Annotated in this window: 16 protein-coding genes; 4 read left to right on the top strand and 12 right to left on the bottom strand. The window is 36.9% G+C overall.

Annotated elements, in window-relative coordinates; translation table 11 throughout:
* Positions 1-4: 4 nt before the first annotated feature.
* The 11 genes from A1704_RS11575 to A1704_RS11525 form a co-directional block, all read right to left on the bottom strand.
* Complete coding sequence (locus tag A1704_RS11575) at positions 5-679, bottom strand: superoxide dismutase (protein WP_062673492.1); 675 nt, start codon at positions 677-679, stop codon at positions 5-7.
* A gap of 189 nt (positions 680-868) precedes the next feature.
* A complete protein-coding gene (locus tag A1704_RS11570; RefSeq protein WP_117753100.1) occupies positions 869-1,546 on the bottom strand; it encodes an SCO family protein in 678 nt (225 codons plus the stop codon).
* Positions 1,533-1,808, bottom strand: coding sequence for a YHS domain-containing protein (locus A1704_RS24820; protein ID WP_062673491.1), 276 nt, complete (start codon positions 1,806-1,808; stop codon positions 1,533-1,535). The genes A1704_RS11570 and A1704_RS24820 overlap by 14 nt, the downstream gene beginning before the upstream one ends.
* A gap of 211 nt (positions 1,809-2,019) precedes the next feature.
* Entirely contained in the window at positions 2,020-2,382 is a 363-nt protein-coding gene (locus A1704_RS11560; RefSeq protein ID WP_062673489.1) for a hypothetical protein, read from the bottom strand.
* A 405-nt stretch (positions 2,383-2,787) separates the two neighbouring features.
* Entirely contained in the window at positions 2,788-4,437 is a 1,650-nt protein-coding gene (locus A1704_RS11555; protein ID WP_455580128.1) for a heavy metal translocating P-type ATPase, read from the bottom strand.
* 378 nt (positions 4,438-4,815) lie between these two features.
* Complete coding sequence (locus tag A1704_RS11550) at positions 4,816-5,235, bottom strand: Fur family transcriptional regulator (protein WP_002983024.1); 420 nt, start codon at positions 5,233-5,235, stop codon at positions 4,816-4,818.
* 17 nt (positions 5,236-5,252) lie between these two features.
* Complete coding sequence (locus A1704_RS11545) at positions 5,253-6,149, bottom strand: cation diffusion facilitator family transporter (protein WP_062673485.1); 897 nt, start codon at positions 6,147-6,149, stop codon at positions 5,253-5,255.
* Positions 6,150-6,165: 16 nt separating this feature from the next.
* Complete coding sequence (locus A1704_RS11540) at positions 6,166-7,047, bottom strand: bestrophin family protein (protein ID WP_062673483.1); 882 nt, start codon at positions 7,045-7,047, stop codon at positions 6,166-6,168.
* 131 nt (positions 7,048-7,178) lie between these two features.
* Positions 7,179-8,408, bottom strand: a complete 1,230-nt coding sequence (locus A1704_RS11535) for an efflux RND transporter periplasmic adaptor subunit (RefSeq protein WP_062673799.1) — start codon at positions 8,406-8,408, stop codon at positions 7,179-7,181.
* Between the two features lie 82 nt (positions 8,409-8,490).
* The gene (locus tag A1704_RS11530) at positions 8,491-12,852 is read right to left on the bottom strand and encodes a CusA/CzcA family heavy metal efflux RND transporter (RefSeq protein ID WP_082798769.1); all 4,362 of its coding nucleotides are present in this window, start codon (positions 12,850-12,852) and stop codon (positions 8,491-8,493) included.
* Between the two features lie 147 nt (positions 12,853-12,999).
* On the bottom strand, positions 13,000-13,323 hold the full coding sequence (locus A1704_RS11525) for a DUF6660 family protein (RefSeq protein WP_082798768.1): 324 nt from the start codon (positions 13,321-13,323) through the stop codon (positions 13,000-13,002).
* A gap of 363 nt (positions 13,324-13,686) precedes the next feature.
* On the opposite strand from A1704_RS11525, the gene A1704_RS24035 reads away from it, so the two are divergent.
* Genes A1704_RS24035 through A1704_RS11505 form a run of 4 tightly spaced genes read left to right on the top strand, consistent with a single transcriptional unit; the run spans position 13,687 to position 22,648 of the window.
* Complete coding sequence (locus A1704_RS24035) at positions 13,687-14,553, top strand: hypothetical protein (RefSeq protein WP_082798767.1); 867 nt, start codon at positions 13,687-13,689, stop codon at positions 14,551-14,553.
* Between the two features lie 6 nt (positions 14,554-14,559).
* Positions 14,560-15,027, top strand: coding sequence for a hypothetical protein (locus tag A1704_RS11515; RefSeq protein WP_062673478.1), 468 nt, complete (start codon positions 14,560-14,562; stop codon positions 15,025-15,027).
* Positions 15,028-15,033: 6 nt separating this feature from the next.
* Complete coding sequence (locus A1704_RS11510; RefSeq protein WP_062673476.1) at positions 15,034-21,966, top strand: RHS repeat-associated core domain-containing protein; 6,933 nt, start codon at positions 15,034-15,036, stop codon at positions 21,964-21,966.
* Between the two features lie 7 nt (positions 21,967-21,973).
* A complete protein-coding gene (locus tag A1704_RS11505; protein ID WP_131797504.1) occupies positions 21,974-22,648 on the top strand; it encodes a hypothetical protein in 675 nt (224 codons plus the stop codon).
* A 95-nt stretch (positions 22,649-22,743) separates the two neighbouring features.
* On the opposite strand, the gene A1704_RS11500 is transcribed toward A1704_RS11505, so the two are convergent.
* The gene (locus A1704_RS11500) at positions 22,744-24,237 is read right to left on the bottom strand and encodes a RagB/SusD family nutrient uptake outer membrane protein (RefSeq protein ID WP_062673472.1); all 1,494 of its coding nucleotides are present in this window, start codon (positions 24,235-24,237) and stop codon (positions 22,744-22,746) included.
* Positions 24,238-24,244: the final 7 nt, after the last annotated feature.

Genomic DNA, 24,244 nt, shown 5'->3' with positions numbered 1-24,244 from the left:
CAGATTATTTCTTGCTTATCGCTTCATCATATCTTCTGCTGATTTCTTTCCAGTTGGTAACATTCCAGATCGCGGTAAGATAATCTGCTCTTTTATTCTGATATTTTAAATAATAAGCATGCTCCCATACATCAATGCCGAAGATTGGAGTTCCTTTTTCTTCTACAACATCCATCAAAGGATTGTCCTGATTAGGAGTAGAGGAAACAAACAGTTTCCCATCTTTCCCTACAGAAAGCCAGGCCCATCCTGAACCAAAACGGTCTGCACCTGCCTTAGACATTTTTTCTTTAAAAGCATCCATACTTCCGAAAGTTTCAGTGATAGCTTTTGCTAATTTTGCTGAAGGCTGTGTATTTTTCTGAGGTGTAAGAACCGTCCAGAACAATTCGTGGTTGTAGTGTCCTCCTGCGTTATTTCTTACAGCAGCAGGCAATTTTGAAACATTGGAAAGAATCTGAAACAAAGTTTCTTTTTCCTGTGGAGTTCCTGCAATGGCTTTATTCAAGTTAGCAGCATATGCTGCACCGTGTTTTGAATAATGAATTTCCATCGTTTGGGCATCAATATTTCCTTCCAAAGCATTATAAGCATAAGGAAGAGGCGTCTGCTTAAACTGAGCCATTGTAAATTGGGCTGCGAAAACTGCAGTTATAGCAGCTATTTTCAAAATCTTCATAATTTTTTTGTTTATGGTTGAACAATGTTTTCTTTTTAAGTGGGAGGTCGGTGATCGATGCTGGAAGTAATTGATGTTATAGCCTAACTTTTTCAACTTCTATTTCCTTTTACAGCCATCTCAAAAAACTGCTAGAGCTTCATAGTCTGGAATAACTTCCAGTTTCAGACATCCGGCTTCCCCCCTTCCCTATTTCAATAATTTTTTAATATCCTCAATAAGAATTTCTCTGTCTGGGTGATATTTTCCTGTCAGCATAGGTGTTTTACCTTCCGGATCTGCGTAATTCAATCCTGAGTAATACAGAATAGGCATATTTTCCTTGTTGTATCTGCAACGGATATTCCCCTCCTGATCTACCAGAGCAATCATTCCGCTGTGGTTCAGGCTTTCTCCTTCATCTTCTTTATCACCTACGTAGATATTAAACTGATCCGCAAGTTTTCCAATATAGGTACGGTCTCCAGTCAGGAAATGCCAGTTCGGAGATTTTGCACCAATTCTTTGGGCATGTTCTTTCAAAGCTTCAGGCGTATCATTTTCCGGATCAATACTGATGGAGATAATGCCGAAGTTGGGATCATTAATCTGGTTTTGGATGGCCTTCATATTGGTATTCATCACCGGGCATATCGTAGGACATTTGCTGAAGAAAAATTCTACGAGATATACTTTTCCCAGCATATCTTTATTGGTAACTTTTTTACTGTTCTGATCTGTAAGTTCAAAGTCCGGAACTTTCATCACAGTATAAAGGTTCTTTTTAAAATACCCCATTCCCACACCTATTCCCAGGAAAAGCAATGCAAATACCGCAATGGGTATGATCACTTTACTTTTATTTGCGGTCTTTTTATTTTTGGGCATATCTTTCAGGACTTTTTTTGAATTCACCTTTGCAGGAAACACTGCAAAAACCGTACGTTTTATTTTTATACACAGCAGTATCTTTTATAGATCCGGCAGTTTTCATGTGGCAGACAGGATCTTCTTCGTTCACTACCTGTACATTTTCTATTTTCTTCCCCGAGGAGTCCATGTGGCTTGCATGCTTTACCTGAGGAGTTTCCTTGGCACACGACAGTAATGATACTGACAGCAAGGCAGTCAAAATTATAGGAGATTTCATTTTAATGTTAAATTGAAATTAATAATGTTAAAGAAAGTTATGATACCATATACAAGTCTGAAAAAAGCACAACAATTCTCAAGAAGAACTGATGTATTTCTTATTGCTTACAATGGTTCATTTGAATTATAGAATGTATCTTTAATGGTTTACTAATGAAAGCTTTAGAAACTCCCATCTTATAAACTAAAAATATAGTTTATAATAAAATTTAAACCAACGGAGGATGGAAAATCCTTGAAAAGTATTCTGAAGAATGAGAATTAAAATAACTTGAATCGGGAATTTCAGAAAGTGATTCCGAATTCAAATGAGCGGAGAAGGAAAGGATATCGTGAGAAATAAAAACATCTAATCCAGCAATCTTTATGGTTTGGGAGCTATTGGACTGTTTTTCTGTTTTAGCCAGCTCTTTTTCCACGTAGCATTTTCCTTTACAGGTTGACTGTGGTACATTTCTCTTCTCACAAAGGTTTTTCACAATATAATCATAATTCACGGCATAATTTACCAATGGCAAAACAGGACGTAATGCAACGGTAAAAATGATGAATATGGAAATGAATAACCTCAACGATTTTGTTCTCTGTTACAAATATACTACTTCAAAACTGTTTTATAACAGATTTATGATGAATGTCATTATGCTTATCTACTGTTACCTATAAAAATCACAAAACTGTGCCTGTCACCGGAATAATTTTATCCCGAACTTTGAGTAAGACTTTAGACCTAAATAAAAATTTAGTTCTTTATATACAATTTAATCTTGTTGATAAAAGCTTTGCTGATGTTTTTGGCAGAGCTTTTTTATATTCTTTGTTTTGTTGGAAATCGCCAAGTCTCAAGTTCTTTTTAAAATGCTTACTGTTTTAAGACGCAAGGATTTTATCTCCGATAAAGTTTAAAAACAAAAGCCCTACTGAGATTCAGCAGAGCTTTTATTGAATATAATTGAGTTGTGTTTATTATTTGCTTGTTAAAATTTCATTCTTTGGATTCTCACCGCATTTAAAATAGCCAGCAATGCTACTCCTACATCGGCAAACACAGCTTCCCACATGGTTGCCAATCCACCGGCTCCCAGGATGAGAACAACAGCTTTTACAGCAAAGGCAAGGACAATATTGTGCCAAACGATCTTTTTAGTTTGTTTTCCGATATTGATGGCCATTGGGATCTTACTTGGTTTATCATCCTGAATTACTACATCTGCAGTTTCAATGGTGGCATCACTTCCCAAACCTCCCATTGCAATTCCAACATCGCTTAAAGCCACTACAGGCGCATCATTCACTCCGTCTCCTACGAAAGCTACCGTCTGGTTTCTGGCTTTGATTTCTTTAACCTTGTTTACTTTGTCTTCAGGTAACAGGTCCCCGAATGCATTGTCGATACCCAGTTGATCTGCTACATATTTCACAACGGTACTTTTATCACCGCTCAGCATTGTTGCCTTCACATTCATTTTATGCAGCTTGTCTACGGTTTCCTTAGCATCTTCTTTGATGCTGTCTGCAATAGTGATATAGCCTGCAAACTTTTTATCATAAGCCACCGCAATTACCGTATATACAATATTGGAGTGGTTAAGATCATAACGAATGTTGAACTTATCCATCAGCTTAAAGTTCCCAACCAGAAGTTCTTTTCCGTTAATAGTCGCTTTCAATCCGTGACCTGCTATCTCTTCTACATTTTCCAAAGGAATGCTGTGATTGATTTCTCCAACATAATTGTGAATTGCTGTTGCCACCGGATGGGTACTTTTACTTTCAAGAACATTAACCCGCTGAAGGATTTCTTCTTTGTTAAATTCAGGGCTTATGCTTACTTCCTGAACTTTGAATACGCCTTCCGTCATGGTTCCTGTTTTATCCATTACCACATTCTGAATCTCTGCAATACTGTCCAGGAAATTACTTCCTTTGAATAAGATTCCGTTTCGGCTAGCAGCACCAATTCCTCCGAAATATCCTAACGGGATTGAAATAACAAGGGCACAAGGGCATGAAATCACAAGGAATATCAATGCTCTGTACAGCCAGTCTCTAAACTGATAATCGCTCACGAAGAAATAGGGCAGTAAACAGATTCCAATGGCAAGAAATACAACGATGGGCGTGTATACTTTCGCAAATTTTCTGATGAACAATTCTGTCGGTGCTTTTTGGGCTGTGGCATTCTGAACTAATTCCAGGATTTTGCTCAGTTTACTGTCTTCATAAGCTGTATTTACTTTTACCAGAGCAATACTGTTCATATTGATCATTCCGGCAAGGACTATTTCTCCTTTATTTTTGGTATCGGGTTTACTTTCTCCCGTTAAAGCTGCCGTGTTGAATGAAGCCGAATCTGAAAGCAATTCCCCATCCAGCGCCAGTTTTTCACCAGGTTTCAGCTGTATGACGTCTCCAATTTTAGCTTCTTTAGCCTTCATAGTCTTGGGCTGATTATTTTCCATAACCGTTACCTCATCAGGACGCTGATCCAATAATGCTTTTATATTTCCTTTGGCTCTGGTAACCGCCATAGACTGAAATACTTCTCCTACCGCATAAAAAAGCATTACTGCTACTCCTTCAGGATATTCTCCGATGGCAAAAGCACCAATGGTTGCAATGCTCATCAGAAAGAATTCTGAAAACACATCTCCCTTAATGATACTTTTATAAGCATCTTTCAATACCGGAAATCCTACAGGAATATAAGCTGCCAGGAACCATACTAACCGTACCCAGCCTGTAAACCATGCAGGTTTTATATAGTTATCAAAGGCAATTCCCAATAATAAGATGATAAAGGATATAATGGCCGGCAGAAACATCTGAAAGACCGTCTGATCTCCGGAGTCATGAGAGTGATCATGTCCGTCATGGTCATGTCCGTCTCCTTCTGCATGGTTATGTTTGTGTCCTTTTGTATCTGGTTTTTCCGGGGTTGTACTACAGCATTTTTCCATAACTGAATATTTTTATACAAATGTAAAGATGAGACTGATGCAATGCTATTGCAAACTTTCAAGACAGTTTTCGCAGATTCCTTTGGCAAAGAGTCTTATTTCGTCAATCCTGAAATTGGTCTGGATATTTTCAGGGAAAGAAATATCTTCTTTGCAGGTAGTCTGCTTGCATATTTTACAGTAAAAATGCAGATGCCAGTCTTTGTGTGTTTTTTCATCACAATCGTCTTCGCAGAGTTTGTATTTTGTGGTTGTATTTTCCTGAATGCTGTGAACAATTCCTTTTTCTTCAAAGGTTTTCAAGGTTCTGTAGATGGTGATTCTGTCAGCATTATCAAAATGATTTTCTATTTCAGAAAGGGATAAAGCAGCTTCCTGAGAACTTAAAAAATCATATACCAAAATCCTCATACTGGTGGGTTTGGTATTTTTATCAATGAGTTTGTGTTCTATATCTTTTTTCATTGTAAGCTTTTAAATGGTTACAGATGGGCTTCAGTTTCTTCATAGCCTTCTTCTTCAATCTGAAAAGTGGTATGACTGATTTTAAAGTTACTAACCGTAGTATCTGTCAATGTTTTTAATAATTGATTCTGGGAATATCCATTCTCTTTTACAACATGCGCGCTCATCGCATTGACACTGGATGTTAGCGACCAGACATGCAGATCATGAACATCTTTCACTCCGGGAGTGCTCTCCAATGATTGGCGAAGTGCATGAATATCCACATCTTTAGGTGTTCCTTCCAGCAAAACATTAATGGCTTCTTTCAACAGCCTCCATGTTCTTGGAAAGATTAATAATCCGATGGCAGCTGAGATTAACGGGTCGGCATAATACCAGCCTGTTGTCAGCATAATTACTCCGGCTATCATTACTCCTACTGAAGTAAGCATGTCTGAAAGTACTTCAAAGTATGCACCTTTCATATTGAGACTACCTTCTGAATCTTTTCTGAGAATCATCATTCCGACAATATTAACGATCAATCCGATTCCGGCTACAATCAGCATTGATTTACTTTGTACTTCCGGCGGATTCTGAAAACGCTGATAGGCTTCAAACAAAACATAGATCGAAATGGCCAATAACACCACTGCATTGATTAAGGCTGCTAATATTTCTGTCCGATAATAACCATATGTTCTGGAAGGATCTGCTTTTCTTTCTCCTATTTTAATGGCAATATATGCCAGCAATAATCCTACCACGTCGGTCAGCATATGAGCTGCATCAGCCAACAATGCAAGACTGTTGGTAATGATTCCTCCTATTACCTCAGCAATGAGATAGGTTCCGCTAAGGCAGAGAACAATCAGAAGGTTCTTTTTATGTCTGCTTCCTGCAGAAACGGTTTGTGTTGGTTTACTTTCCATATTGTGTATGGTTTAATTACATTTCATAATAAGATGTATTTTCTTTTTTTGGGGGAACATTCTGCTCACCGATCATCTGTCTGATATTGATCTCTATGGTCCGTGCCAGAGAAGTCATGGGTGTATCTACAGGACTATTTTCAAACGGATCCTGCATAATGATGGATGTTTTTTCAATGGCAATGAATGTCACCGGAACCAGGAAAGTAATGGCAATTTCTACCAACAGCTGCGAATCATCGAGTCCAAACGGAAGGATGGCGGCAAAAACATAGATCAGAATATGAACTAAAACACTGTATGAGCGTGGAAAGACTGTATTCTTCAGTCTTTCACATTTTCCCATACTGTCGCATAGTCTTGTAATGATATCATTGAGTTGCATCTGTTGAAAATCGGTAAGTCCTTTGGAAGCTGCAATTTCTTTCAGCTGTCTGGAGTGTTCGTCCAGAATTGCGTTGGGAATGTTGGTTGCTTTGATCTGATGTTGATCCAGATACTGCTGAACTTTTTCAGAAAATGGAAGTTTTCTCAGTGATTCTCCAAGTGCATAAGTCCAGATGATCTGTCTTTCGGCAAACTTTTTTATTACTTTATTTTCTCCTGCCGGCATAAACTGAATGATCAGTCTCACAAAAGTTCTGGAATCGTTGACAACAGCACCCCAAACTGTTCTTGCCTCCCACCATCTTTCGTAGGATTGGGAAGTACGGAAGGCCAGCAGTAATGATACTGCTGTTCCCAGGAGTGCCGGAATATTTAAAGGCAGTGAGATCTTGCGAAACCATGGCAATTCGTCCAAAAGACCAATAGTGACGGAAAATATTCCGATCAACAGAATTTGGGTTTTTATTTCACGGATGAAATACCAGACTGATATTTTTTTGTTTAATAACATAATCGGGTTATTTATTAAAATTCGGTGAGATCATTTTCACTTTTCCAGCCGTTTTCATTCAATAAAAAATTACGTAAACAGCTCTAATGTAAGGATTAAAATCGACAATTTACTGGTTCCGGTAACTTTCATTAATGTTCGTGTTCGCCGGAATTTACCAGTTTTGCATTCACAAAAAATGCTCCTTTCACTACTATTTTTGCATTGTCAGGAATATTTCCTACCGGAGTTATCGCGGTATATCCCATATCGGAAGTTCCTTTTACCACTTCTATTTTCTCAAAGTTTAAGGTTTTCGGATGAGGTTTTCCTTTTTCTTTGTGTTCTTCTTCCGCTTTTTTATCGGTCTGAACAAATACAAAATATTTTCCATCTGCTTCTACAATGGCTTCTGTAGGCACTGCAGGAGTTGTACTTTTATCAAGACTTACAATTCCGGTGATATTCATTCCATCAATCAGACCGGATTTGTTTCCGATCACTTCACAATGCATAGAGATGGTTTTACTTTCGTTTTCAAAAGAAGATCCTATGCTGTAAATTCTTGCATCATATTCGGTTTCCGGATTGTTCGTCAGTTTAAAATGAACAATCTGTCCTACTCTCATTTTAGGAAGATCTTTTTCAAAAACCTGAAGATCGAGATGAATAGAACCGTTATCAATTACTGTAGCAACAGGAGAAGAAATATCCACATAGCTTCCGATCTGTGCGGTAATACTGCTGATTGTTCCACTGATGGGTGCTGTAATCACCAAACCGGATTTCATATTTCCATTGCTTACTTTTCCAGGGCTTATTCCCATCATCTGAAGCTGTTTCAAAAGAGATGCTCTTTTTGTTCTTAAGGTTTTAAGTTCCGCATCGGCACTCTGAAGATTTTTCTTCGCCCCAGCATCATTATCAAAAAGCTCTCTCTGTCTTCTGTATTCCTGTTCTGCATAGGTTATTCTACTGTTGGTAGTCAGATAATCTTCCTGAAGCTGGATATATTCCGGATTGGCAATGGTGGCAATGACCTGTCCTTTCTTTACGATACTTCCCACCTGAATATTGATGGTTTTGATGATTCCTCCATACAGAGAAGTGATGGTTGCTTTATTGCTGTTGGGTACACTCAGCAAACCATTAGCTTTTATGGTAGATGTCAACTCTTTCATTTCTACATTTCCTAAAGCCACTCCTACAGACTTCATCTGCTCTTCTGTAAGGGAAGCTATTGTTTGTGGAGCTTCTTCGTGAGCCTGTTCTTTCTGTTCTGTTTTTTCAGGAGCTTTTTCTTCCGAAGCTTCTTTTTTTCCACAGCTTGTTAGTAAGATTGAGATCAGGGCGAGAGGGATGATATTATATTTGAGTTTCATAAGTAAAAATGTATTTTGTCTGATGCTGTATGCCATTGTTCTTATTGATACGGCATAAAGTTTTATAAGCAGCGACTTCATATTATTTGTTTATAATGGAGTTAATAGTAACTACAGATTGGTTCACCTGCTGGATGGATTCCAGATATTTCAACTGGATATTTGTGGCAGTCTGTAGGGCAAAAAGATATTCCACATAGGAAATTTCTCCTGTTTTATATCCTAGCTGAGCTGCTTTTACAATTTTCTCTGCGTTAGGCAATGCCTGGCTTGTATAGTAATCATACTGCTGTAAATCCTGCTGATACTGGCTGAAGGCATTTTCCAACTGAGCAGAAAGCTGTTTCTGCTGCATTTTAGCATTGGTTTCAGCGACCTGTTTTTCATATTCGAGCGCCTGAATTCTTGCTTTCGTCGCTCCAAATGTTAACGGTATTGCTACTCCTACTGTTGCTGACTGAAAACGTTTTCCTGAATTATAAAAATTCTCCTGTCCGTTAATGGTATGCAGACCTATCAAAGACTGATTGGTGTATCCCAAACTGAAATCTGGCAGCCCCAGTGATTTTTCAACTTTCTTGTTTTTTTCGGCGATTTCCATTTCCTGGTAAAAAGCTTTTACCGTAGGATTGTTGGCAACCACAGCACTGTCGAGGACATTTTCTGCTTTTAAAGGAGCATAATCTTTGTTAAACGGAACCTCAATATCTTCCGAAGTATTCATCAGAGTTTTTAAATTCTTATAGGCATTATTCAGATAGACTTCATTTTGTCTGAGCAGCAGATCAATTTCCCCTTTCTGGGTTTCTGCAGTACTGATCTCAATTTTCTTGATATCACCTGCTTTAAATCTCACGGTTGCAATTCTGATAAACTCTTCATAATATTGATCAAGACTGGTCAGCTGGGCTTTATTATACTGAAGATATTCAATCTGGTAATAATAGGTACGAACCTGCTTTATCAGTTCATTGGCTGTAATTTCCTTATCAATCTGCTTGCTTTTAATATTCTCATTGATTAAATCTTTTCTTGCTTTAAACAATGTTGGAAAAGGAATACTCTGTGAGATCGCAAACGATTGGTCAAACTTTGGGCTGTTGTACTGACCAAGCTGTGCTTCAAAGCTCAATTTCGGAAGTTCTTTTGCAGTTGCCCTTAGTGCTTCGGCAGATTTAATACTTAGGTCTTTTGACTGCAGGGTTAAATTATTGTTCACTGCCTGTTCTACCGCCTGTTCTACGGAAATTGGTCTGGACTGTGCGTTAAAAGTCTGTCCCACCATCATAAATCCTACCACCAAAACGGCAGTAATAATTCCCGTATTATTATTCTTTCTTTTCAAAATCTTTGTGTTAAAAATAATGTACAGCATCGGCAAAACGAATAATGTTAGGAATGTTGCAGTTACCAAACCACCAATCACTACTGTCGCTAAAGGTTTCTGTACCTCAGCTCCGGCTCCGGTGGAAATAGCCATTGGTAAAAATCCTAGTGAAGCTACAGTAGCCGTCATCAATACAGGCCTTAATCTGGTTTTTGTTCCTTCAAATACTCTTTTCAGAATATCCGTTTCGCCTTCTTTTTCTAACTGATTGAATGTTCCTATCAAAACAATTCCGTTAAGAACTGCTACTCCAAAAAGGGCAATAAATCCAATTCCGGCACTGATACTGAAAGGCATATCTCTTACCAGAAGGGCAAATACACCACCAATCGCACTCATAGGAATAGCTGTAAAGATCAATGCAGCCTGCTTGAATGAGCGGAAAGTAAAATACAGAAGCATAAAAATCAGAAGTAATGATACCGGAACAGCGATCATCAGACGTTGGCTTGCTTCCTGCAGGTTTTCAAACTGACCTCCGTAGGTAAAGTAGTATCCTGAAGGCAGTTTCACTTTCTCCAGTTTTGACTGAATATCTTTCACTACACTTTCCACGTCACGGTCTTTCACGTTGAAGCCAATAACGATTCTACGTTTTCCCTGTTCACGGCTGATCTGTGCCGGCCCTAATTTGTAGCTTATATTCGCCACCTGCGAGAGTGGAATCTGGGCTCCGGTAGCAGATGTGATCATCAGATTATTCACATCTGAAATATCTGTTCTGTGAAGACTGTCCAGGCGGACAACCAGATCAAAACGTCTTTCATTTTCAAATACCTGTCCGGCAGCTTTTCCTGCAAAGGCTGTACTTACTGCATTGTTGACATCTTCGATATTCAATCCGTAATTGGCTATTCTTGTTCTGTCATACTGAACATTGATTTGTGGAAGACCACTTACTCTTTCAATCTGAGGCGGCGTAGCTCCATCTACCGTCTGAATGATTTTTCCTACTTTATCAGCATACACTGCCAAAGAATCCAGATTTTCTCCAAAGATTTTTACCGCCACATCCTGTCTGATCCCGGTCATCAACTCATTGAAACGCATCTGAATAGGCTGATTTTTCTCAAAAAACACTCCTGGAATGGTTTCCAGTTTTTCACTGATCTCATCCGCGAGTTCGTTGTAGGATTTCTTGGTTTTCCATTCACTTTGCGGTTTTAATACTACGATCATATCGGTTGCTTCAGGAGGCATAGGATCTGTAGGAACCTCAGCAGAACCGGTTTTCCCAACGACCATTTTCACCTCATCAAACTGTTTGATAATTCTTGATGCCTGCATGGAGGTTTCTATACTCTGACTCAGTGAGCTCCCCTGCGGTAAAATACAATGGAATGCAAAGTCTCCTTCCTGCAGCTGCGGGATAAACTCCCCACCCATATTTTTAAAGATAAAAGCAGAGATAAGGAACACTACAGCCGTTGCTGACACGATAATATATTTTACTTTGATAGCTTTCTGCAATAAGGGCTGATATACCTTTTGCAGACGGTTCATCATTTTATCAGAGAAGGTTTCTTTGTGGGATATTTTCTTAGATAAAAACAAAGCGCTCATCATCGGAATATAAGTCAGAGAAAGAATCAATGCTCCCAGAATGGCGAATCCTACTGTTTTTGCCATTGGAGTAAACATTTTTCCTTCTACACCTGCAAGAGTAAGAATCGGGATGTATACGATAAGAATGATGATTTCTCCGAAGGCCGCACTGCTTCTGATCTTTGAGGCAGAAAGGAATACTTCTTCATCCATTTCAGACTGTGTCAAAGCACGGACAGATTTTCTGACACCCAAATGATGTAAAGTAGCTTCTACAATAATTACCGCTCCATCTACAATCAATCCGAAGTCTATAGCTCCAAGACTCATCAGATTGGCACTTACCCCAAAAACGTTCATCATTCCCAAAGCAAACAACAAGGAAAGCGGAATGGCCGAAGCCACGATAAGCCCGGCTCTCAGATTTCCCAGGAAAATAACAAGAACGAAAATAACGATCAGTGCTCCTTCGATGAGGTTTTTCTGTACGGTATTGATGGCTCTGTCTACAAGGTCTGTTCTGTCCAGAAATGGCTCTATAATAACATCATCAGGAAGAGATTTCTGAATGGTCGGAATTTTTGCTTTGATATTGCTGACCACTTCATTACTATTAGCCCCTTTCAGCATCATGACTACTCCACCCACAGCATCTACCTTTCCATCATAAGTCAAGGCTCCGTAGCGAACGGCACTTCCTAAACGAACATCAGCAACATCTTTTATAAAAATCGGAACGCTTCCTGTTTCATTTTTAACCGCAATGTTTTTAATGTCTTCCAAAGAGGTAACCAGACCAATTCCACGGATGAAATAGGCGTTGGGTTTTTTATCAATATAAGCTCCTCCTGTATTCTGATTGTTTTTTTCGAGCGCTGTAAAAATTTCAGTGATACTTGTTCCCATTGCCTTTAAGCGATTGGGATCAATAGCCACTTCATATTGTTTTAATTCTCCTCCGAAACTGTTGATTTCCGCTACTCCCGGTGTTCCGTTCAGTTGTCTGCGAACGATCCAGTCCTGCATGGTACGGAGCTCTTTGGCATTGTATTTCTTTTCGCTTCCTTTTTTAGGGTGAAGAATATACTGATAGACTTCTCCAAGTCCTGTACTCACGGGAGCCAGCTCGGGAGTTCCTACTCCTTTGGGAATTTCTTCTACAGCATTTTTAAGCTGTTCATTGATAAGCTGTCTCGCAAAGTAAACATCTACATTTTCTTTGAACACTACTGTAATCACAGAAAGCCCAAATCTTGAAATACTTCTTGTTTCCTGAATATCGGGAACATTGGCAATACTCTGTTCAATAGGAAAGGTCACCAGCTGTTCCACTTCCTGTCCTGCCAATGTAGGACATACGGTAATAATCTGTACCTGGTTATTGGTGATATCCGGTACAGCATCTATCGGTAATCTGGTGGCACTCCATGTTCCCCAGATGATCAGCACCAACGTCATCAATCCAATGATCACCTTGTTTTTGATACTGAATTTTATAATTTTATCTAACACGATTTGTATTTAATTTTTATTGAAAAGTGAATGCACACAGTATAAAATACTGCAGCAAAAATATCCTGAAAACCTCTGCAATGGTATTGCAAAGTTTCAAGCACGAATAACTATTAGAAAGCATAACTTTCTAAAAATCAATAAAAATTAAATTTTAGGAGGCTGCCAGATAGGGTCGTAAACCTGGTAAGCAAAGTCGTTTTTGTGGAATAAAATCTTCTTTGAAAAATAAGCAGGAATCTGCTCGGGAATCTCCAATAAAGGATCCATTTTAAATGCTGAAACTGTTATCTGGCAACAGCTGCAGGCACACAGCGGAGAACAGATATCTCCTTTTTCTGTAGAATGAACACCATGAATGCTTAATGCAATCTTATTATCTCCTGAATTCAGCGGATGAGACACATCAGCACACGGCATTAATGAGAGTGCCATGAAGTAAATTGCCAATATCCATCTTAAGAGGTTCATTGTTACAAAGGTAGAGATTTTTTTCTAAAATTGAGAACTCCTGCCATGGGACTAGTTCATAAAAGCATAGTTTTTTGCTGCAATTTATTGCAACAGAAAGGATTCAACTAAAAAAAATCATCATATAGACAATATTCCAACAAAACAATAGAAAAACTAAATAATCATTAAATAAATCACAAATCTAAATTATTTTCATTAAAAACAATTAAAACAGCGAAACATTAATAAGACCAAGCTGTATTTTTTCTTAAATTCGCAAGTGAAAAAATCAATAATTTCTCATTAATAGAATTTCTATTAAACACGACATTATTTGTCGTCTTTTGATTATAGTTTTACAAAAAAAATTAATTAACAATTATGAAAACACAATTATTTTCGATTGCACTGCTAGTGTCATCATTTACATTTGCTCAAAGTTGGAATATCACAGGAAATTCAGGGACAAACTCATCCAATAATTTTATTGGAACTACAGATAATCAACCCTTGGTTCTGAAGTCTAATAATATTGAGAGCCTTCGAATTAAGTCTAATGGGAATATTGGAATAGGAACTACAAATCCCGACACTAAATTGCATATAGCTCAAGAGAATACAAATAGTCAAAATTTGGTTATTGGGAAATTTTCCTCTTCCGGACCTACAGGAGGTAGCGCAATGGTTAGCATCAAGTACCACTCAACTGCAAATCTGGAATTAAATTCTACATATACTGGTATTGGCTTCCGATATGGAAGTTATGGTGACTTTAATATTGAAAATGAGATTTCATCCCCAGATTTCGGAGCGATTAACCTTATTACAAACAAGAAAGTACAGATGGCTATTATGCCCAATGGAAATGCTTCGTTACAAGGTAAACTTGAAGCCAAAGAACTAAAAGTAACCCTAACTCCTACTGCTGATTTTGTATTTGATGAAAAATACGATCTCCCAAAATTAGAAGAAGTTGAAAAACATATCAAAGAAAAAAAGCACCTTCCTGAAATTGCTTCTGCTAAAGTAATGGAAAAGGAGGGTGTAAATGTAGGCGAATTCCAGATCAAACTATTACAAAAAATAGAAGAACTTACATTGTACTCAATTGATCAGAATAAACAAATAAAGCAACAGTCAGATCAACTGAAACATCTTAAGGATGAAAATGAAGCTTTGAAAGCCCAATCTGCGAAAATTGAAAAACTGGAACAGCAGGTTCAGCAACTCTTATCAACACAAAAATAACCACAAATGAAAAGAAAATTACTCTCACTATCATCCCTGATGATAGGATTCTTCGGCTTTTCCCAAACCGAAGTGTATTTCAAATATGATGAGGCCGGAAACCAGCGATACAGGGGAATCGACGCTGCTGGTAAAAAGGCTGAAGAGATTGTTTCAAAAGAGTCAAAGGTAGCAGCTGTTACCAGACAAGCTCCTGTTATTGATGAGAAAACATTCTTGAAACAAATACGCCTTTACCCCGTTCCTGTCAACGACTATCTTACCATAGACTGGACAGAGGAAGTGGATGGGCTTATAGAATCCGTTTCATTGTATCAGCACAGTACAGTTCACTGGAAATTTCAGCAACAGAATATCCCAGACTTAAACCGCCAGGTTAAGATCAATATGACGGGCTATGACTGGGGAGTGTATGTTGTTCGCTTTACCCTAAAAGACGGCAGAGTTTTCAGTAAAAACATCACCAAACGATAGATAACCATGAAACTTTACGATAAGAAAATACAGATATTTTCATCATTCATCCTGTCATTATGTTCGGTATTAGGCTTTTCACAAACCATACTGTATCAGGCAGAGAGTACCTCAAGAACGGTTCAGGATCCACAAGTAGTAGTACTTGCTCAGGGATTTCAGGCTAAAGCAACTCTTTCAAATCCTTTTATAGCTAAAATAGGACCTGCGACAGAAAATTCTGGCGGAGGACCAACTGACTCAAATGCGGGGGCTAATAATCCCTATGGAACAACAGCTCCAGATGGCAAAAGTTTTCATGACACCAAAGGAAATATCGAGGTCAATGGAGCTGGGCAATTGCAATTTACTTTACCTATTGCTTTGCCGCCAGGAGTGAAAAGCGTAGCACCACAAGTTAATCTTATGTATACCAGCGGTTCTTCTAATGGAATAGCAGGATATGGCTGGAACATTTCAGGTGTTACCTCTATTTCCAGAGTTGGAAAAAATATTGATAAAGATGGAGAAGTAAAAGGAATACAATTGGATTATTCCGATTATTATAGCTTCAATGGGCAGAGATTAGTACTAAAATCCGGAGAATATGGCAAGGATGGTGCAGAATATGTAACCGAAAAGTATTCTAACCTCAAAATAAAATCTGTTGGATCTATAACCGGGCAAGCATGGCAAGGACCTGAATATTGGGAAATAACTTTTGAGGACGGATCCCAGGCCTGGTATGGGGCTACTGTTTCGGGAAGTAGTACAGCCAGAACACCGCTAGAATACAATATTATTAAATGGAAAGATGTAAAAGGAAATTATATTGTCTATAATTATAGTCAGAACAGTTCTAATAATGTAGCCATACTTTCGAGTATTAGCTGGGGAGGGAATGAAACCTTAGGTAAAGTTAATTTTAATACCATTGAATTTGCTTATTTACCCAGAAAGAATATTGAGACATCTTATGTGAAAGGAATATTATTCAAGCAGGATAAAATATTAGATCAAATAAAAGTTAAGACTAATGATTCTCCATTCAAAAGTTATTCAATTCAATATTCTGGAACACAAAATATTGTTAATAATGATTCTAACAATAAAATTAATTATGATTTTGTTGAAAAGATTATTGAAATCAACTCGGAAGGAAAGGAAGCCAATCCTATAACATTATCAACAAACCCATTAGTTACAGGTTCAAATGAATTTGATTTTGGGGAGTATGATGATATTATCACAACAGGAGATTATAACGGTGATGGACTTGTAGATTTTATTGTCAGGCAACCAGCTCAGAACTCTCGCCCAGAAGGTTATTACTTATATTTTAATACTCTAAACAACAGTAATTCTTCTTTTGTTTATTTAGGCGCTACAAGTCTTTTTTGGCCAAGCAGTTACCTAACTACAGTTAATATAAAATCAGCAGATAATTTTATTAAGCCAAGACAAGGACTAGTAATAACAAAAGCAAATGTAGGATCTAACCCTCCATCTACGGGAAATATAGAATTAGCATATTACTCAATCAAAAGTGATGCATCTGTTATTAATACATATAACAATCCTCTAGTATTTGAATACTCAAAAACGATACAAAGTAATAATTATTTATTTGACAGCTCTCTATATCCACCGGAAACTGATCCTGAATACCTTGGAGGGCTTAATCAATCCGGATTATCAGTATTAAAAGAAGTAGATATTGATTCAGATGGGATATCTGAACTAGTATTACCAATAGAAGACAAAAAATGTAAATATGTTGTTATAACACCCGATCCACCAAAAGGAAGATGGCAGTGTAAAACATTAGGGTATAGATATATTGTTGTAGATAATTATAATATACAAAATAATACCATTAGTATCATCCAAGGAACTACTTCTAAAAACATTTTGAGTAAAGGAGGTATTATGGACTTTGACAATGATGGAAAACAGGACATTATGTTTCTTGAGCCAACGGACTCGAAAGTTAATGTAACATTTTATACCCAAGCCACTAATTCAGTAAGTAATGATTCTTCGCCTGTATCTCTTACTACTGAGGCACTTTTAAATGATTTAAAACAATATGAATTAAAAAAGGTAGGGAATAATTACACTCTTAATTTAAAGAAAACAATTTCCATTAAAGGATTTGCAGATGGGCTACAATTTGGTGATTTAAATGGTGATAGAAATATTGAAGTTCTACTACCTGTTGGTAAACATTACATAAACCGTCTTCAAGGATGGGCTATCTATTTAAATACTGGCAATGGGCTACAAGAAGATATTCAAGGTCTTATGCCTTATTTTCCTTATACACCTGGCAATACTGATAATTATTCATATACAATTCCAAAATTAATGGATTTGGATAATGATGGGAAAAGTGAGATTATCAATTCTCATGTGTCATTTGGACCCGATATTACTCCAAGTAATGGATCCTATCATTCATCATGGTACATTGATAGTTATGGTGAAACTTCATACGACCCAAATAATTCACAATTTAAATGGTCATTTACAAAAAAAAGAATCTTTAGTTCAGTAAGGAATGAAGTAGTGGTAAGTCCTATATTTGGAGACTTCAGAGTTAATAGTTCTTCTTCCAAAATATTATTTCTGGTAAAAGGAATTAATGGTAATAATGAAAGAAAAATCATAAGTTATAGACATTATAGTCTCAATCCCGATAAAAATATCTCATTAATATCACAAGGATCCCAAAATTATCATATAGATTATAAAGAACTTGACCCCTCTGTTAATTCTAGTATTTATGCCCCTATAAAAAAGGAACAATATCCATTTGTTGAAATGGATCGATTATCTCAGACTTTTGGTGTTTCTCAACTTCGTCAAACTGATGGCCAAACTGTTCGAAAACAGGATTTCCGATATAGGGGATACATTGTTAATTTATATGGGAAAGGAGTAGCCGGTTTTCGTCAAACCGCTCGTTCTTCCTGGTATGCTGATGGCTTTGAGAATACCAAAATATGGTCAGGTACTGAGATGGATCCTTTACAGGAAGGAGTTCCTGTAAAAGAATGGTCTATCAGAACGAATAATGAAAATCAAATATTCCCAACAGACATTTCAGAGAATAATACTCAATTATTAAGTTTTAAATCTACTAATTACAAAATAGATAAATTATTAAATGGACAGATAATGACTACTATCGCAGACTCTGATAAACCAAAGATAGTAACAGTAGTTTCTCCTAAGATCAGTAAGGTTAAAGACTTTTTAACAAGCACAATTACTGAAAGTACCATAACCTATGGAGAGTATTATCTTCCCACCCAAAGCATATCAAATGTCAATAATGGATATGCTATCACAACATCAACATCTGAATACACTCACAACCCAGCCGGAGTAGGCCCCAATTATTACATAGGACGACCAAAGTCAAAGATTGATGTGGTCCAAGTATATGGAGACATCAAATCAGCAAAAGAAGAATATACTTATGAAAATGATCTTGTAAAGACTCTAAAAACATGGAATAGGGATAATACAGGATATTTACAGGAAACCTATAATTATGATGGATTTGGAAATATTACTGGAAAAACCATAAGTAATAGTATTAATTCCCAAACCCAATTCACTACAAGTGAATATGATCCTAAAGGAAGGTATGTGGTAAAGAAAACCGATAATTTAGGATTAGAAATGCTTATTACTTACAACAACTGGGGACAGGTTTTAACGCAAACTGATCCATTAGGAAATATCATCACAAATACCTATGATGGATGGGGTAAAATATTAACTTCAAAAACTAATTTAAAAGGTACAACTACCTATGAGTACGAAAGGGATAATAATGACAATATTATTGTTACCCAAAACGATCCCGACGGAAATATTTCAAAGAAATATACTAATATATTAGGGCAGGAATACATGACTTCCATTAAAGCTTTTAAGCAAGGTAATTCGGTTTTAAAAGCTACTCAATATGATATATTAGGAAGAAAGATCAAAGAATCGGAACCCTTCTATGAAGGACAAGGGGTAGATCAATGGAATACAATAGAGTACGACGATTCTGTATTTCCTGCCAAAGCAACTGCTACAGCATTCAATGGGAAGAAAATGGAAACTACTGTTTCTGGTTTAATCACAACTATTAAAGAATTGAACAGTTATGGAAGAACTACCTCCAAAACTTCCGATGTATTAGGAAATATAATTTCCTCAACCGATAAAGGCGGAACAATTCAGTTTAGTTATAATGCAGCAGGCGAACAAATAAAGTCACAGTATGCTGAAAATATTGTTACCACTAAGTACGATTCTTGGGGAAGGAAATCCGAATTCAATGATCCTTCCAACGGATTATATCAATATGAATATGACGGATTCGGACAACCAAAAAAAATAATAAGCCCAAAAGGAACGAAAGAATTTACCTATAATAGTTTAGGGCAGCTCATTTCCCAAAAGGAGCTATCCTCAACAGACGGTGGACAAGCAACCAATAAATTGATTTCGTATTCATATGATAACAAAGGTAAACTTATTTCCAAATCAGGAACTTCCAAAGGACAGGCTTACAACTACAATATTTCTTATGACCCACAGGGAAGATTAATATCATCCTCAGAAAGCAGCAATGGAAAATATTTTATCCAAAAAGGAATTACTTATGATGATAAAGCCAGGGTAGTCTCTTATGAAAAGCAGCTCTATTCTTCTGGTACCCTTACTAAAGTTCAGATTGAGAATGTATACAGTGTCTGGAATGGCGAGCTGTACCAAGTTAAAGATAAGGCAGCAGGAAAGATATTGTGGGAACTTAAAGAAACCAACGTCAAAGGACAGGTATTAAAATCCAAGTTAGGAGCAACAGATATTAATAACATCTATGATACCAATGGTTTCCTGACAAATGTTAATCATTCCTCACAGGTAAAACCAGGTATCTTGCAATTATCTTATTCATTTGATGCCATCAAAAATGAACTCAAGAGCAGAACTACCGGAGGAGATTTTAACATTACTGAGTCTTTTGATTATGATGACAATAACCGTTTGGTAAACTGGACAAATCCAGTAACAGGAATCAAGCCAACAACGAACAGAAACGTCTATGATGTTAAAGGAAGAATTACCCAAAACGACCAGGTAGGAACGATCAAGTTTGAAAACCCTGCTAAGATTTATCAAGCTACAGGAATGACATTAAATGCTACCGGAGAACAGAATTATAATAATGATTTAATACAAAGCATTACATATAATGAGAATAATGACCCTGTATTCATTGATGGGATGAAAGGAGATGCAGCTTTCCAGTATGGATTATCTTCAATGAGACAGAGAGTAACTTATGGAGGTAATTTCAGTGTCGATGGTGACGGTAAATTCACTAAGTTTTATAGTGAGGATGGGAGTTATGAAGTGATAAAAGATAATACAACTGGAAAGGAAAAGCATATTCTTTATATTGGAGGTACTCCTTATGAAAGTAATATTGTATATTTAAAAAACTTTACGGAGAATAGCGGTTCTTACAAATTTTTGCATAAAGATTATATCGGAAGTATTTTAGCTATCACTGATGAAGCCGGAAACAAATTGGAACAAAGACACTTCGATTCATGGGGTAATTTCACCCATCTTCAGATCGGAAACGGAGCTATTATTACAGATAAAAATATCATTGACAACACTGCGTTGTTATTGGAAAGAGGCTATACCAGCCATGAACATTTTGCTGAAGTCGGAATTATCCATATGAATGGAAGGTTGTATGATCCACTATTAAGGAGATTCTTAAATGCAGACGAAAATATACAAGATATATTCAATACACAAAACTATAATAAGTATGGGTATGTATTGAATAATCCATTAATGTTTAATGATCCAAGTGGTGAATTTATTTGGTTCTTGGGAGCAACTTGGGCAGCAGCTCATGTGTTTTTAGCAGGAGTTATTACAGCAGCAGTTATTGGTACAGCAGTTGGTTTGGCTGCCTATTCTTTAGGAGTTGCGATAAGTGGCGGTAAATGGCAATTGGGAGGAGCTCTTAAATCCATGTTTTGGGGAGGTATAAGTGGAGCCGTTACATTTGGAATAGGAAGCGCATTTACTTCTACCGCAGGGACTGTACTAACTTTAACAGATAAAGTGGCAAGTGCTATGGCTCAGGGATTGGTGCATGGTTTTGCACAAGGTACTTTATCATTAATGCAGGGGGCAAACTTCACACATGGATTTGCAAGTGGTGCTTCTGGAAGCTGGGGAGCTTCTTTATTTGGTGCTTTTGCTGGTAGTTTTGCTAATAGCGCAGCGGGCACTGTAGCATCAGGAATGATTTTAGGTGGTGTTGCATCTGAATTAACAGGAGGAAATTTCTGGAAAGGCGCTGTAATTGGAGGTATAGTAGCAGGACTTAATCATTATTTACATCAAGTACCTATGAAAGCATTCAAAGCTAATTTAAAAGAACAATTAGATAAAGCTGGATATGGGCTAGACGGCAAACCTGACTTCTCTGATACCGGAATAAAAAAAATGATTGATACAGTTCCTGAGCTAAGAAGACTATTCGAACTTGGAGGTAAAACAGCTGTAATAAGAGCTATTGAATATATTCCAGGAGAAGATATGAATACTCGAAGTTTAGACATGGGATTAACTAAGGGCAATAATGTACTTATATCTAAAAGTTTAAATTTAACAAATTGGGATTTAGCCATCACATTAGGACACGAAATGATTCATGTCTATCACAATGTATCTTTGACCTCCAAAATAAGAGAATTTACTAAAAAAAGTTGGAGAGCTGGATTTAATATTTCTGAAATTGAAGCATATAGTTGGGAAATTGAAATGGGAAATACTATTCATGGTAAGGCAGGATTAGCGAAATATGAAAACATACTCAAAACCACTTATAAAATTGAGTATAAATCTAATAGATTTTACTAAAATAAATATGAAAAATATATTAATAGCATTACTATTCTTAACTTCAAACTATTACTTTGGACAAAATGACCTCGAAATAAAAATTTTAAATGATACAATAAAAAAGAGTTCCTATTTTGATCAAAATAATATTGTGTACACAATTACTAATAATTCACAAAAAAACTATTTATTAGTATTAGATAATGAGGAATTCAATGAAGATCCTGAATATACAGTAGAGCCCTTTTTCATTGGATTACCTGATTATTATCTCTATGAAAAAAATACACTTTTATCACCAATGTTTTCTTTTGGAGCCAGTAAAACCAATTGTCATCCTCAATTTGATCTAAGCTCAGAAGAATTTCAAAAATTCAGAAGGCAGTTTTTAAAAGAATACGATGAATACGAGATGAAGATTGCGTATAGAATTTCAAAAAAAATTATCATAATAAAATCCAAAGAAAAGAAAACCTTCAGTACTAAAGTTAATTTTCCAAGTTATATGGGAAGGTATTTTAACATGGAGAACTCCAAAGATTATTATTTCCAAGTAAGTTTACAAAACCCACAGGAGATCATGTTTAGATATTACAGTGTACTACATAATAAAGACAAGGAACAACAGTTTACCATATTTACTGGGCAAATATATTCAAATAAGATCCCTTTGATTTATAAAGTTTACAATAATCCATAGTTTAATCCCCCAATCATTTGGGGGATTTTTATTTCACAAAAAAACCACCGCAAAAGCAGTGGCTTAAAAAAATCAATCTAATTATGGACTATATCTTATAAATTCGGGTTATTCTCAAATTCTCTTTGTGGAATACTGAATAAATAATAATTACTATTGGGTGTAAAAGCAGATTTATCCGGGAAATCAAGAACAGAATGTCCTTTACCGTCTACAGTTTTCACGGTACCGTCCGGTGTAGTTACCTGAACTTTTATCGGTTTTCCATCTGCATCTACAAATGGTTTTCTTATTACTGTGCCCTGTGTTCTGATAATATCTGAAAGAGAGAAACCCTCTCCAAACAATTCTTTTCTTCTTTCAATCAGAACGGCATCTACTACTGCATTCTGTGACAATGATCCAGAATAAATATTAGCATTTCTGGCAGATTTCAACTGGTTCAAGACTGCTACCGCTTGAGAAACATTTCCGTTTCTGGCTTCGGCTTCTGCTTCGATCAGGTACATTTCTGCAGCTCTCATGTAAACAATGTCTGCAATAAGAGTTGGTTTAAACTTAAACTTTGCATACCTCAGCAATCCTTCTCTTCCTTTCTGTCCATCCCATGAAAACAATTGAGATCTGATATCATTAGTATCAAAAAGGTCTTTAAAATAAGGATCCGCCATAAAGCTATAATAATAACTTCCTGATGAATATACATCAAGATAGTGGAAGGCATAGCTCGCATCAGATTGCTCCTGAGTCTGACCGTGTCCCCAGATCCATTCTGCATTGTTGATATCATTGAATCCATCCTTATATTTTTCCGGAGCCATAAGAGAAAATCCTTCCCTTGCGATTTTTGCTGATGCTGAAGCTTTGCTCCATTCTCCTGTATTCAGGTAAGTTCTTGCTAAAAGTCCGTTTACCACAGAACGGTTGATCTTATCCTTATTATTTCTTGTATAATTTTTCAACAGGTTATCGGCGTCGGTAAGATCACTTTTAATCAAAGTATAAATTTCTTCAAGGCTTGCTCTCTTCTTCCCTACTGTGCTTGTTGTGGAAGGTTCTGTATAAATCGGGGCTGTCAACGCTGATTTGTCTTTAAGATAGCTGAACTGATAAAAGCTCGCCAGATTCAGGTAACAGAAAGCACGTAATGCCTTTGCCTGGCCTTTCACCTGATCCTTTTTCTCCTGGCTGCCCTCTGTTCCATCAATTCTTGTTATCACATTATTCATATTATTGATAGTGGAATACAACATAGTCCAGATAAACAGCGGACGGCTTGCTGTACTGTTCACCATTTCTGTAAAGGCATAGGTAGAAGCGAAACCATACTTGTTTGTCAGCACCGCTACGTCACTTCCCATTGCATCACTGGCTCTCAACACAGTGGAATACCCGATATTGGCATAGGTTGTTCCGTCATTATTAAATTTTGCCCAGGTACCGTTCACTACCGTCTCAGCACTTTCGGCTGTTTTGAAAACTTCTACACTACTGGCCTGATCAGTAGGAGCTGTATCCAGCTCGCTTTCGCAGCTTGCCAACGACAAAAATCCGATAAGTACAAATGATATGTATTTTAATTTTTTCATTGTTTCA

The sequence above is a fragment of the Chryseobacterium cucumeris genome, assembly GCF_001593385.1.
Lineage (GTDB): Bacteria > Bacteroidota > Bacteroidia > Flavobacteriales > Weeksellaceae > Chryseobacterium > Chryseobacterium cucumeris.
Note: the sequence above shows the minus strand (reverse complement) of the source record. Positions and strands in the feature narration are given on the sequence as shown.

Coding starts and splice junctions, on each gene's coding strand:
- A1704_RS11575 (WP_062673492.1), bottom strand. CDS start 679: ATGAAGATTTTGAAAATAGCTGCTATAACTGCAGTTTTCGCAGCCCAA.
- A1704_RS11570 (WP_117753100.1), bottom strand. CDS start 1,546: ATGCCCAAAAATAAAAAGACCGCAAATAAAAGTAAAGTGATCATACCC.
- A1704_RS24820 (WP_062673491.1), bottom strand. CDS start 1,808: ATGAAATCTCCTATAATTTTGACTGCCTTGCTGTCAGTATCATTACTG.
- A1704_RS11555 (WP_455580128.1), bottom strand. CDS start 4,437: ATGAGCATTGCAACCATTGGTGCTTTTGCCATCGGAGAATATCCTGAA.
- A1704_RS11550 (WP_002983024.1), bottom strand. CDS start 5,235: ATGAAAAAAGATATAGAACACAAACTCATTGATAAAAATACCAAACCC.
- A1704_RS11545 (WP_062673485.1), bottom strand. CDS start 6,149: ATGGAAAGTAAACCAACACAAACCGTTTCTGCAGGAAGCAGACATAAA.
- A1704_RS11540 (WP_062673483.1), bottom strand. CDS start 7,047: ATGTTATTAAACAAAAAAATATCAGTCTGGTATTTCATCCGTGAAATA.
- A1704_RS11535 (WP_062673799.1), bottom strand. CDS start 8,408: ATGAAACTCAAATATAATATCATCCCTCTCGCCCTGATCTCAATCTTA.
- A1704_RS11525 (WP_082798768.1), bottom strand. CDS start 13,323: ATGAACCTCTTAAGATGGATATTGGCAATTTACTTCATGGCACTCTCA.
- A1704_RS24035 (WP_082798767.1), top strand. CDS start 13,687: ATGAAAACACAATTATTTTCGATTGCACTGCTAGTGTCATCATTTACA.
- A1704_RS11515 (WP_062673478.1), top strand. CDS start 14,560: ATGAAAAGAAAATTACTCTCACTATCATCCCTGATGATAGGATTCTTC.
- A1704_RS11510 (WP_062673476.1), top strand. CDS start 15,034: ATGAAACTTTACGATAAGAAAATACAGATATTTTCATCATTCATCCTG.
- A1704_RS11505 (WP_131797504.1), top strand. CDS start 21,974: ATGAAAAATATATTAATAGCATTACTATTCTTAACTTCAAACTATTAC.
- A1704_RS11500 (WP_062673472.1), bottom strand. CDS start 24,237: ATGAAAAAATTAAAATACATATCATTTGTACTTATCGGATTTTTGTCG.